12 protein-coding genes and 1 pseudogene are annotated in these 12017 nt (G+C 63.7%); 11 read left to right on the top strand and 2 right to left on the bottom strand.

The features are described 5' to 3' along the window. Positions 1 to 368: 368 nt before the first annotated feature. Together fdxA and mutS are read right to left on the bottom strand one after the other, a co-directional pair. Positions 369 to 692: a ferredoxin FdxA gene (gene fdxA / locus EJA05_RS21885; protein ID WP_003252355.1), complete on the bottom strand. Its 324-nt coding sequence runs from the start codon at positions 690 to 692 to the stop codon at positions 369 to 371. A 139-nt stretch (positions 693 to 831) separates the two neighbouring features. Beyond that, positions 832 to 3405, bottom strand: a complete 2574-nt coding sequence (gene mutS, locus EJA05_RS21880) for a DNA mismatch repair protein MutS (RefSeq protein ID WP_125859881.1) — start codon at positions 3403 to 3405, stop codon at positions 832 to 834. A 141-nt stretch (positions 3406 to 3546) separates the two neighbouring features. Between mutS and EJA05_RS21875 the strand changes: the two genes are divergently transcribed. From EJA05_RS21875 to EJA05_RS21825, 11 genes and pseudogenes are all read left to right on the top strand, one after another. Then, complete coding sequence (locus EJA05_RS21875; RefSeq protein WP_110992390.1) at positions 3547 to 4293, top strand: LexA family transcriptional regulator; 747 nt, start codon at positions 3547 to 3549, stop codon at positions 4291 to 4293. A gap of 468 nt (positions 4294 to 4761) precedes the next feature. After that, positions 4762 to 5115 (top strand): phage holin family protein, encoded by a 354-nt coding sequence (locus EJA05_RS21870; RefSeq protein ID WP_125859879.1) that lies wholly within the window; start codon positions 4762 to 4764, stop codon positions 5113 to 5115. Beyond that, positions 5112 to 5609, top strand: coding sequence for a hypothetical protein (locus EJA05_RS21865; RefSeq protein ID WP_125859877.1), 498 nt, complete (start codon positions 5112 to 5114; stop codon positions 5607 to 5609). Before EJA05_RS21870 ends, EJA05_RS21865 begins: the two co-directional genes overlap by 4 nt. Continuing rightward, positions 5606 to 6208 carry a phage baseplate assembly protein V gene (locus EJA05_RS21860; protein ID WP_125859875.1) on the top strand — a complete coding sequence of 201 codons (603 nt, stop codon included), beginning with the start codon at positions 5606 to 5608 and terminating at the stop codon, positions 6206 to 6208. The genes EJA05_RS21865 and EJA05_RS21860 overlap by 4 nt, the downstream gene beginning before the upstream one ends. A gap of 32 nt (positions 6209 to 6240) precedes the next feature. Then, positions 6241 to 6387: pseudogene (locus tag EJA05_RS28500) on the top strand (Com family DNA-binding transcriptional regulator); the annotation flags it as partial. 95 nt (positions 6388 to 6482) lie between these two features. Beyond that, entirely contained in the window at positions 6483 to 6809 is a 327-nt protein-coding gene (locus EJA05_RS21850) for a GPW/gp25 family protein (protein ID WP_110992385.1), read from the top strand. Continuing rightward, positions 6806 to 7687, top strand: a complete 882-nt coding sequence (locus tag EJA05_RS21845) for a baseplate assembly protein (RefSeq protein ID WP_125859871.1) — start codon at positions 6806 to 6808, stop codon at positions 7685 to 7687. The genes EJA05_RS21850 and EJA05_RS21845 overlap by 4 nt, the downstream gene beginning before the upstream one ends. 1 nt (position 7688) lies before the next feature. Then, positions 7689 to 8300: a phage tail protein I gene (locus EJA05_RS21840; protein WP_125859869.1), complete on the top strand. Its 612-nt coding sequence runs from the start codon at positions 7689 to 7691 to the stop codon at positions 8298 to 8300. After that, positions 8293 to 10725, top strand: a complete 2433-nt coding sequence (locus tag EJA05_RS21835) for a phage tail-collar fiber domain-containing protein (RefSeq protein WP_125859867.1) — start codon at positions 8293 to 8295, stop codon at positions 10723 to 10725. The genes EJA05_RS21840 and EJA05_RS21835 overlap by 8 nt, the downstream gene beginning before the upstream one ends. Continuing rightward, on the top strand, positions 10722 to 11117 hold the full coding sequence (locus EJA05_RS21830; RefSeq protein ID WP_125859865.1) for a phage tail assembly chaperone: 396 nt from the start codon (positions 10722 to 10724) through the stop codon (positions 11115 to 11117). The genes EJA05_RS21835 and EJA05_RS21830 overlap by 4 nt, the downstream gene beginning before the upstream one ends. Beyond that, positions 11114 to 12016, top strand: a complete 903-nt coding sequence (locus tag EJA05_RS21825) for a phage tail protein (RefSeq protein WP_125859864.1) — start codon at positions 11114 to 11116, stop codon at positions 12014 to 12016. The genes EJA05_RS21830 and EJA05_RS21825 overlap by 4 nt, the downstream gene beginning before the upstream one ends. Position 12017 lies beyond the last annotated feature (1 nt).

The following is a 12017-nucleotide window of genomic DNA, read 5'->3' as shown; positions in this document are numbered from 1 at the left end:
CGATCGCTTACTTGTGATGTAAGTAATCGTTGTAGGGGTTAGTAAATCAATGTCGTTTCCACTGACGTACTTTTTCTAAGTGATTGAATATAAAGATATTTTTCGGTGTTAACGATTGTTGCGCCTGAAATCTCTTGAGAGATTCGTCGCTTGCCGGCGCCGTGGGAATCGCTAGTATTCGAACTGTGCCGACGGACAGGCACAGGTGCTCAGGATGAGTGCCAGGACATCGCAGGAAGCGATTCATCAGGACGATGAGCGGGATATACAGGGACTACGGAAAAAATGTGGGCGGGTCAAACCGCCCCTTTTTTTTGCCCGCTGAAAATGAAAAAAGGCCCATTACGGGCCTTTTTGCATCTGGACGATCAGCGCTCCAGATCGGCGATCTTGCCTGGCTTGCCGTCCCACTCTTCAGCGTCGGGCAGAGCGTCCTTGCGCTCGGTGATGTTCGGCCAGATCTCCGCCAGCTCGGCGTTCAGCTCGATGAAGTTCTCCATGCCGGAAGGCACTTCGTCTTCAGAGAAGATGGCCTGGGCCGGGCACTCTGGCTCGCAGAGTGCACAATCGATGCACTCGTCCGGGTGAATCACCAGGAAATTCGGGCCTTCGTAGAAGCAGTCCACCGGACAGACTTCCACGCAGTCGGTGTATTTGCATTTGATGCAGTTGTCGGTGACGACGAAGGTCATTTCTAATTCTCTCCTCAGGCGACGGCAGCTTGCCCTTCCTTCCAGGGCAGCGCGGTTCACGGTGGTGGCTGCAGGCCAGGCTAATAACCTGCAGCGCTCGCGAACCGCGCCGGATTCTACCAGCTTGTGTGGGTGGCCGTTATAACAGGTTCTTCAGTTGATATAGCATTTCGATAGCTTGGCGCGGCGTCATGTCGTCCAGCTCCAGCTTACCCAGCTTCTCGATGGCCGGGTGTGGCAGGCTGGCGAACAGGTCGCTTTGGTGCGGCACGCCCGGCTCGCCCTTGCTCTTGCTGGCAATCGGCGTTTCATGGGGCAGGCTGGTGGTTTCCAGGCGGCCCAGGTGCTCACGGGCACGCTGGATCACCGGCCCCGGCACGCCCGCCAGTTGCGCCACGGCCAGGCCGTAGCTCTGGCTGGCAGGGCCAGGCAGCACGTGGTGCAGGAAAACGATGCGCTCATTGTGTTCGGTGGCGTTCAGGTGCACGTTGGCCACCAGCGGCTCGCTCTCCGGCAGCACGGTCAGTTCGAAGTAGTGCGTGGCGAACAGCGTATAGGCACGCAATTGGGCCAGGCGCTCGGCGGCGGCCCAGGCCAGCGACAGGCCGTCGAAGGTGCTGGTGCCGCGGCCCACTTCGTCCATCAGCACCAGGCTGCGGTCGGTGGCGTTGTGCAGGATGTTGGCGGTCTCGCTCATCTCGACCATGAAGGTCGAGCGCCCGCCGGCCAGGTCGTCGCTGGAGCCGATACGGGTGAAGATGCGGTCGACCAGCGACAGCTCGCAACGGGCTGCCGGCACGAAGCTGCCGATATGGGCCATCAGCACGATCAGGGCGGTCTGGCGCATGTAGGTGGATTTACCGCCCATGTTCGGGCCGGTGATGATCAGCATGCGTGTGCTGTTGTCCAGGCCCAGGTCGTTGGCCACGAACGGCGTGGTCAGCACCTGCTCGACCACCGGGTGGCGGCCCTGCTCGATACGCAGGCAGGGTTCGTCGACGAAGCTGGGGCAGTTCAGGTCCAGGTTCAGCGCGCGCTCTGCGAGGTTGCTCAGTACGTCCAGTTCAGCCAGGGCGGCAGCGCTGTCTTGCAGCGGTGCCAGGTGACCGATCAGGGTTTCGAGCAGGGCGTCGTAGAGCATCTTCTCGCGAGCCAGGGCGCGGCTCTTGGCCGACAGCGCCTTGTCCTCGAAGGCCTTGAGCTCAGGGGTGATGAAGCGCTCGGCGCCTTTGAGCGTCTGGCGGCGAATGTAATCGCCCGGTGCCTGCTCGGCCTGCTTGGTCGGCAATTCGATGAAATAGCCGTGTACGCGGTTGTAGCCGACCTTGAGGTTGGCCAGGCCAGTACGGGCTTTCTCGCGGGCTTCCAGGTCGATGAGGAACTGGCCGGCGTTCTCGCTCATCGCCAGCAGCTCGTCGAGCTCGCTGTCGTAGCCGGTCTTGAGCACGCCGCCGTCGCGGATCACCGCGGGCGGGTTGTCAATGATTGCCCGCTCGAGCATGCCGGCCAGTTCGGGGTAGGTGCCGGTGATCGCGGCCAGGCGCGCCAGGTGCGGCGCCTCAAGCTCGGCCATGGCGTTCTGCAGCTCGGGCAGGGCGCCGAGGGCGTCGCGCAGGCGTGCCAGGTCACGCGGGCGCGCGTTGCGCAGGCCGATACGCGCCAGGATGCGTTCGAGGTCACCGATCTCCTTGAGCTGCGGCTGCAGCTTTTCGAATCGGTAGCCGTCGAGCAGGCAGCGGATCGAGTCCTGGCGCGCCTTGAGTACTTTGAGGTCGCGCAGCGGGCGGTTCAGCCAGCGGGTCAGCAGGCGGCTGGCCATGGCGGTCTGGCAACGGTCGAGCACCGACTGCAGGGTGTTGTCGCGGCCACCGGCCAGGTTGATGTCCAGCTCCAGGTTGCGGCGGCTGGCGGCATCGAGGATGACGGTGTCGTCCATGCGCTCGTGGCGCAGGCTGCGCAGGTGCGGCAGGGCAGTGCGCTGGGTTTCCTTGGCGTAGGTCAGCAGGCAACCGGCGGCGCCGATGGCCAGGGTCAGCTTGTCGCAGCCGAAACCTTTGAGGTCCTTGGTTGCAAACTGCTGGCACAGGCTCTTGCGCGCCGAATCACGGTCGAAGTCCCATGGTGCACGGCGACGAGCGCCCGGGCGCTTCTCGGCCGGCAGGCCCTGGGGCCAGTCATCGGGGATCAGCAGCTCGACCGGGTTGATGCGCTCAAGCTCCGCCAGCAGGTTCTCCCAGCCCTTGATTTCCTGCACGCTGAAGTTGCCGCTGGTGATGTCCAGCACCGCCAGGCCGAACAGGCGTTCATCGCCCAGTAGGGCGGCGATCAGGTTGTCGCGGCGCTCGTCCAGCAGGGCCTCGTCGCTGATCGTGCCGGGGGTGATGATGCGCACCACCTGGCGCTCCACCGGGCCCTTGCTGGTGGCCGGGTCGCCGATCTGCTCGCAGATCACCACCGATTCGCCGAGCTTGACCAGCTTGGCCAGGTAGCCTTCCAGCGAATGGAACGGAATCCCGCACATGGGGATCGACTGGCCCGCCGACTGGCCGCGGGCGGTCAGGGTGATATCCAGCAGTTTCGCGGCTTTCTTCGCATCTTCGTAGAAGATCTCGTAGAAATCGCCCATGCGGTAGAACATCAGCTGGTCCAGGTGCTGGTTCTTCAGCTTCCAGTACTGCTGCATCATCGGGGTGTGTGCGGAGAGATCAGACATTCAGGGCCTTACAGCGGGTGGTCTGGTGGCAAATTGCGAAACGCGTAATGGTACAGGCTTTTTACGCCTGCTGCAGGGCGTATGGGTGGGGCAAAACTACGCGCCGCGGGGTGATTGCATTTACCTTGGGTGGGCGGCATTATGCACGCTATGCAAAAACGCAACGTAGCCTCCACTCTTAAAGCGCTGCTCGAACGCCACGGCCTGTCCCCGACGGAGCTGCACCGGCGCACGGGCATCCCGCAATCCACGCTTTCGCGCATTCTCAGCGAAAAGATCGTCGACCCGTCCGACAAACACGTGTCGAAGATCGCCGAGTATTTCGGCGTGAGCACCGATCAACTGCGCGGCCGTGCCGAACTGGGCGACACCCGTGAAGCGGCGCCGCGCACCGAGGCGCATGCGGCGCTGAGCGATATCAGCCTGTGGGACGATGAAACCCCCGTCGAGGATGACGAGGTGTCTGTTCCTTTTCTTCGTGAGGTCGAGTTGGCAGCAGGATCAGGAAGATTCGTCATCGAAGAAAGCGAGCACGCACGCTTGCGCTTCGGCAAACGCAGCCTGCGCCACAACGGCGTGCAATTCGATCATGCCAAGTGCGTGACGGTACGCGGCAACAGCATGCTGCCGGTGCTGCGTGACGGCGCTACGGTAGGGGTCAACACCGGCAGGTGCACCATCGGCGATATCATCGATGGCGATCTTTACGCCATCAACCACAACGGCCAGCTGCGGGTGAAGCAGGTCTACCGGTTGCCCACTGGCATCCGTCTGCGCAGCTTCAACCGTGATGAGCACCCTGACGAGGACTACAGCTTCCAGCAGATGCAGGACGAGCAGATCAGTCTGCTGGGCCACGTGTTCTGGTGGGGCATGTACGCACGCTGACCCACCTTGATTCCCGACGAAAACCCGCTTAGGCGGGTTTTTTTTCGTCTGCAGAAAAGCCCTACACCCCGCGTCCAACAAGCCCTTCATGCATTTAGGCAAAAGTGAATGCATAAATGTTTAAATAAATGCATTGACTGCATATGCATCAGTGCATAATCTGTGTCTCAAGCCGGTCAGCAACCGGTTGTTACACAGGCAGCGATGAACAGGCCTCAACTGTTCAGAGGGTTGGCAACTGGCCCGGGTGTGCAGCGTAAAGCACCACGATCAGTTATCCGGCGGGCAGGTGGCCGCGGTCGGAGACACCAATATGAAGCGGAATCGCGCGGCGTCACCAGTCGTGGCCAGCGGTTCGCCAACGCATTACTGAAAAGCCTGCAAGCCGGGCTTTTTGGAATGCCGAAGGCAACAACCATCCGTTCGCCGGCATGTCGCCGGCGGGCATCACACAAGGAGTACAGGACAGTGACGAACGAGCAACAGACGTTGCTGGAAATGCCGCTCTGGCTGGTGATCGTCCTGGCATTGCTGGGCGGCCTCAGCGGCGAAATGTGGCGCGCCGACAAGGCCGGTGCCCGAGGCTGGTCGCTGATCAGACGGCTGGCGCTGCGATCCGGAGCCTGCATGGTCTGTGGGGTTTCAACAGTCATGCTGCTGTATGCAACGGGCATGTCGATATGGAGCGCCAGCGCCTTTGGTTGCCTGACGGCCATGGCCGGCGCTGATGTGGCCATCGGCCTTTATGAACGATGGGCCGCCAAGCGCCTGGGTTTGCGCGAACCGATCAACGGTGATCACCCCTGGAAGGAGGATGCATGAGCCAGCTGGCGATGTTGCAAACGACGCTGACCCAGACCATTCGTGAGGCGATACCGGATCTTGCGTCGGTAGAGGCGCAAGCAGCTGTAGGAAGCAACACGGCGTTACCGGCCCTGCGCCATGGCATCGTCAGCATGGTCGCCGACGCCGCGCCTCGGGATGGCCGTTCGGTACTGGCGATAACCTTCGAGGCCGATATCACCCCTGACACGGCCAGCACGGATGCTCGGCTGCAAGGCAGCGAACTGGCAGCGCAATTGATGGACCTGCTGCGCCAGCAACTCTGGGGGCTGGAGTTCGTCGAGGCGACCCGCAACGTCCAGGCCCAGTACCTCGGGGCCCAGTGGAAGGTGCGCTGGGAACAGCCGGTGCTGTTGGGCGAGCCACGCTGGGAGTGGCCTGACCAGCCGCCGGGCAGCCTGGTGCTGGGTTTCGAGCCTGAGACCGGGCCGGGCAACGAAGGCCGCTATATCAACCCGGAGGATCTGGCATGAGTTACGCCAGTGCCATGCACGATCGCATGTTGGCCGCGCTGGTGATCCCGTGTCGGGTAGTGGCGGTGGACCTGGCCGCTGCCCGGGTGCGTGTGAGTGACGGCGGTGGCTGGACCAGCACCTGGGTGCGCTGGCACGCACTGGCTGCCGGCAAGGCCCGCCACTGGCGGGTGCCAAGCCTGGATGAACAGGGGGTCCTGGTAAGCCCCAGTGGCGAGCCCGCGCAAGGCACCTTCGTGCCGGGCCTGTATGGCAATGCCGGGGCTGCGCCGGACAACCGCGATCATGTCGAGATCTGGCGTTTCGACGATGGCGGTTCGCTGAGCTACGACTGGCAGGCCAGCCGCTACGACATCCAGCTGCCCAAGGGCAACGCCAACATCAAGGTGGGCGCCAGCACACTGCAGGTCAGCGATGCCGGCATCACCCTCGAGACGTCGGCCATCACTTTGGAGGCCACGTCCATCGCTCTGGATGCCACGTCCATCACCCTCACTGGCAATGTCGCCATCGATGGCCCGCTGCTGGTCAGCGGTGACATCAACGGCGGCGGTCGGATCATCGATACCGCCGGCAACACCGCCAATCACAAGCACTGAGCCCACCCAATCGATGCCAGGGAGGCAAGCCCATGCTCAAAGACCTGCGCTGCGGCCATTGCGCGCGACTGCTCGCCCGCACGGGCGATTTCACTGAACTGCAGATCAAGTGCCCGCGCTGCGGCACCTTGAATCATGCCAAGGCCTCGAGCCCTGCGCGATCGCCTGCGAGCGACCAGAGTGCGCAGCTTTGCGCACGCCATCACGCTCTTCTACAGGTAGAGAACGCCATGCATATTCATGAACGGGATGCGCCTGCGTCGGGAGGTGCCCCATGATCGGCCTGGACCGCCGTACGGGGCAGCCCCTGAGCGGCATCGCCCACCTTCGCCAATCCATCGAAGACATCCTCACCACCCCCCTCGGCAGCCGGCGCATGCGCCCCGACTATGGCAGCCAGTTGCGTCGCTACGTCGACCTGCCGGTGAACGACGGCTGGAAGAGCGCCGTGCAGGCCGAAGTTGCCCGGGCCCTTGGGCGCTGGGAGCCGCGCCTGGCGCTTGAACGGGTGCGGGTGGTGGCGGTGCTCGACGGCCAGGTCAGCCTGGCCCTGAGCGGCCGTTACCTGGGCGACGACGCACTGCTGGAGGTGAGCGTATGAGCCAGGTCGACCTGTCCAGGCTGCCGGCACCCCAGGTGCTCGAAGACCTCGATTTCGAGGCGATCTACCAGGAAGACCTGGACACCTTCCGCAGCCGCCTGGGCGACGGCTGGAACGCCTTGCTGGAGAGCGACCCGGTCACCAAGCTGTTGGAAGTCGGGGCTTACCGCAAGCTGCTCAACCGGGCGCGGATCAACGACGCGGCCAAGGCGCTGCTGCTGGCCTACGCCGAAGGTAGCGACCTGGAGCAGCTGGCCGGCAACGTCAGCCTGCAACGCCTGGTCATCCAGGCCGCGGACCCAACCGCCTCGCCTCCTGCCGAAGCGTTGCTCGAGTCCGACGACGCCCTGCGCGAGCGGGTGCAGTTGGTCTATGAAGGCCTGACCACCGCCGGCCCGCGCAACAGCTACATCCTGCATGCCCGCAATGCCTCGGGGCAGGTTGCCGATGCCACGGCCGAAAGCGCGTCGCCAGCCGTGGTGGACATCACCGTACTGAGCCTGGACGGCGACGGTACCGCCAGCCCGGCACTGCTGGCCGAAGTGGCCAGCTACCTCAACGACGACGACATTCGTCCGGTCGCTGACCGGGTGGTGGTGCGCAGTGCCGAGATACTGCCGTATCGCATCGATGCCGTGCTGCATATGGCCGGCAGCGGCCCGGAGTACGAAGCGATCCTCGCCGAGTGTCGACGGCGCCTTGAAGGTGCGATCAACCCGCGACGGCGCCTGGGCGTTGAGGTAGCGCGCTCGGGTATCGACGCGCTGCTGCACATCGACGGCGTCAGCCGGGTCGAGCTGATCGGCTGGGCCGACCTGCAGCCGAGCAAGGCGCAGGCGGCCTGGTGCAGCGGCTTCGACCTCAAGCGCGGAGGCTGACATGCAAAGCCTTCTGCCGCTCAACCGCACACCCCTTGAACGCGCCCTCGAGGCGGCCGCCGACGAAGACCTCAAGGCGGGGCTGCGCACCTTGTACAACCCCGACAGTTGCCCGGCGCATCTGCTTTATCAACTGGCCTGGGCCTGGTCGGTCGACCGCTGGGACGACAGCTGGAGCGAGACGATCAAGCGATCGGTGATCCGCTCGGCGTTTTTCGTGCATGCCCACAAGGGCACGCTCGGCGCGTTGCGGCGCGTGGTCGAGCCCTTCGGCTACCTGATCGAGGTGCGCGAATGGTGGCAACTCGAGCCGGTCGGCGTACCCGGCACCTTCGCCCTCAAGGTGGGGGTGGAGGAGGCCGGTATCGATGAGCAGACCTACCTGGAACTGAGCCGCCTGATCGACGACGCCAAGCCGGTCAGCCGCCACCTCATCGGCCTCGATATCAGCCTCGAAAGCCTGCTGCCGGCCTACCAGGCGGTTGCCCTCAACGAGGGCGAACTGCTCGAGGTGTACCCCTGGGAAGCGGCGGACATCGACGTGCACCTGGGCGCCGCGCACTGGGTGAACGAAACCACTCTGGACATACTGGACATCTATCTTAATGGCTAACTCAACCACCCAATTCGGTGGGTTCCTGACCAACGTCGGCATCGCCCAGCAGGCCAACACCGCTGCGCTGGGGTTGCCCTGGAACATCACCCACATGCTGATCGGCGATGCCGGCGGCGAACCCTCGCAAACCCCTGACCCGACCCCGAAACCTACCCAGAGCGCGCTGGTGCGCCAGGTCTACCGTGCGCAACTCAACGCGCTCTACCAGTCGCCTGCCGACCCCGGCGTGCTGGTGGCCGAGCTGGTGCTGCCGCCGGAGACCGGCGGCTGGTGGATCCGTGAACTGGCGCTGGAAGACGCCAACGGCAACTTCATTGCCGTGGCCAAGCCGGCGCCGAGCTACAAGCCACTGCTGGCGCAAGGTTCGGGGCGTACCCAGACCATCCGCATGCACGTGGTGTTCGGCAACCTGGCCAACGTCACCTTGAAGATCGACCCGAGCATCGTCCTGGCCACCCGCGACTACGTCGACAAGGCCCGCGAAGCGGCCGAGCTCTATGCACGCAATCAGCTCAAGGCCCATGTGGAGGCCGCCGACCCGCATCCGCAATACCTGCGCCGCGCCGACGTGGCCAAGGACGCCGGGCCGCTGGCCTGGCTCGGCGCGGCCGGCGGCACTGCAGATGCGCTGGTGCTGACGCTCAAGAGCAGCGAGGCGGCGCTACCTGCCTACGCGGCTGGCCAGCGCTTCCAGTTCCAGGCAGTCGCCACCAACACTGGCGCGGTAACGGCACGCATCAATGGCCGGCCGGCAGTGGCGGTGAAGAAGGCCGGCCCCGGCGGTCTGGTCGACCTGGTCGGCGGCGATGTGCGCGCCGGGGCGCTCTATGACCTGAACTACGACGGCACTTACTTCCAGCTGGGGGGCGGTGTCAGCAGCGGCCGGGCTTTTGAAAGGTTCTCGTTCGCGGCCTCGCTGGGGCAAACGGTGTTCAATGCCCCGCATTCGATTGGGAGCACCGTCGTCCTGCGTAATGGCCGGGAAGTGACCGACTACCTGGCGGATGGCCAGAAGATCACCTTCCGTGCTCCCTGTGGCCTGGGCGAGGCGGTGGAGATCCTGGCGTTCGGCACGTTCCAGGCGGTCGACACGTATACCAAGGCCGAAATGGATATGTTGGTGAAGACGGCCTCGGCACTCCCGGTTGGCACCATGCTGCCGTTCCCCAAAGGTACGGTGCCGCTGGGGTTCCTGGAGGTCGATGGCAGTGCGCAGAGCGCAGCGTGCTATCCGGACCTGGCTGCTTACCTTGGCTCGACGTTCAATACCGGCACCGAGGAGGTCGGGTTCTTCCGCTTGCCTGACTCGCGCGGTGAATTCTTGCGTGGCTGGGATCATGGACGCGGGATCGATCCTGGACGGACGTTGGGAAGCGCTCAGCTTGACCAGATGCAACGCATCACTGGCAGGCTGGATAACATTAACTCCGGCACCGCTTTCGGTGCCGGTGAGGGCGCGCTGAAAAAGAGTGGCAGCAACGTCCAGTCTCACACCACATCCGGGGGCGGATCTTGGCCGAAAGACCTTGAGTTTGATTCGGCGGCATCGCCTGGAGCTCGGACTGGGTCGGAAACGCGCTCGCGCAACCTGGCGGTGATGTGGTGCATCAAGGCGTGGAGTGCGCCGGTCAATCAAGGGCAGCTCGATGTGGCAGCCCTGGCTTCGCAAGTTCAGGCGTTGAGCCTTGAGCTTTCCGGGCCGCTGCCCTTTGCAGCTTTGGATTTTCCGACGGTCGCGACAGCGGATGGCCGATTGACAGTCGTTGGGGCTGCCATGGAAGGGGGGGGTGGCAGCATTACGGTGCCGGCCGGCGTGCTGATCGCGTTGGCCGAAGCAGATCCGACAAAGGCGCTGGGCAGGCCACGCGTGGTGGAAACCATCGAATGGACCAGTGCCGCGCTGCCCGTCAATGCCACGTTGTATCTTCGCGGGAACATCAGGGACCGGGTACTGCAGCTGTACATCGCACCGGGTACCGATACCGATTCAGTCCCCGTCGCATTACGTTCCGAGTCGGGGCAGGCGGCCTCGGGGTTCGATTCAACGGTTGTCGATGTGCTCTTGGCCAAGATCATGACTGGCGCGGCGGGCTCCGTCCCGAGTGTATTGCCGCTGGCAAATCGTAAGCGTCTTGAGGCAGTCGCCCATTGGTCCGGGGCGTTCGGAGCCTACACGCTCTCACTCAACTGGGCTCGAACCCCTCGGGCTTATGTCGCCAGTTTTGCGGATTACGATGAATACACCAAATCGGATTACGCAATCGTCGCTGAACCTGTGGGTAGCAATTCAAGCGGTGGTGTTATCGGCGCGACCACAGGTTTCAGTGACCGGTATACCGGACGTGTAGGCATCACTGCCTGGATTCCCACCGGTTCGCCAGGTTCAGGAAAGATCAACGCACGCGTACGGTGGGAGGCATGATGAAAGCACTGATCCAGGATGGCGCTGTTGTTGGTTTCGTAACAGGAGACGCCATGGGTGAAAGGCTCCCGGAGGGGCTGCCGGTTGGTGTCGGTTGGCGTTTTGAGCGAGGTGTTTTCTCCGCACCGATAGACGCGCCACTGCCTGGCGTATCGTTGTTGGTCGAGCGTGCATGGCGCGATGGAGAGCTGGCGCAATGGCTCTGGTTGCGTGACCGTCATCGCGACCAATTGGACCTTGCAGTCGATACGACACTGACAAGTGAGCAGTTCAGCGCACTGCTGATTTACCTGCAAGCGCTCCGCGATTGGCCCCAGTCGAACGCATTTCCCGACGTGTCGGCTCGGCCTATGCCGCCGACTTTTCTTGAACAGATGAGGATGGACCAATGAGCCGTGCTGATGACCTAGCCGAACTGGAGCGCGGCCTGCTCGCAGTGCGTGGGCTGAACAATACCCCAATTACCGTGAGCAAGGTGCTTGCCCCCCATGAAACCGGTGTGCTGCTGGTCGACGCCTCGGCCGGTGCGGTTACCATTACCCTGCCGCCGGCCAGCCGGCTGATGGATGTGCGAGTGCAGCGCGTCGACAACAGCGGCAATCGCCTGGTCGTGCAGGCGGCCGGCGGTGAAGCAGTCAAGTTCCATACCCGGCTGCGTGCGGCGGGCTATGGGTTCTTCGTGCTGATGGGGGCCGGTGACTTCTGGCACCTGCGCAGCGATGGCGCCGGTGCTTGGGTGCCGTTGGATCGCCTGGACGCTGGGGCGCTGGGGCGGCCAGTCTTCGAAACGTCGAGCGCGTTCAGCCCTGGCGGCTGGGGCCTGCCCAATGGCTCGTTGCTGAATAGGGCGGAATGGCCCTGGCTGTGGGACTACGCGCAACAGTCCGGCATGCTGGTGGCCGAGGCTGAGCGCACCGGCATGGAAGGGGCGTGGAGCAGTGGCGACGGTGCGACCACGTTCCGCGTGCCTGAGCTGCGCGGCGAGTTCCTGCGCGCTCTGGATGAGGGGCGCGGTGTGGACGCGACTCGCGCGGCCGGCAGTCACCAGCGTGGTTCGCTGTTGGTCGCGGACTACCCGAGCGGCGGCCAAGGTGCGACCGCCTTGGCGCCGACAGCCTTACAGGGCGCTGCGGACTATGGTTATGACCCGTCGGTTTACACGGAGTGGCCCGGCAGATATACGGTCACCACAGCAGGGATAACCCCTTCCTCGCCAGGCGCCGGAACGTACATGTTTGGCGTATCTCGCCCGCGCAACCTCGCTTTCCCTGTGCGTATCAAGCTGATTTGAG

Source organism: Pseudomonas oryziphila (assembly GCF_003940825.1).
Classification (GTDB): Bacteria; Pseudomonadota; Gammaproteobacteria; order Pseudomonadales; family Pseudomonadaceae; genus Aquipseudomonas; species Aquipseudomonas sichuanensis.
This window is presented reverse-complemented; position numbering and strand designations above follow the sequence as displayed.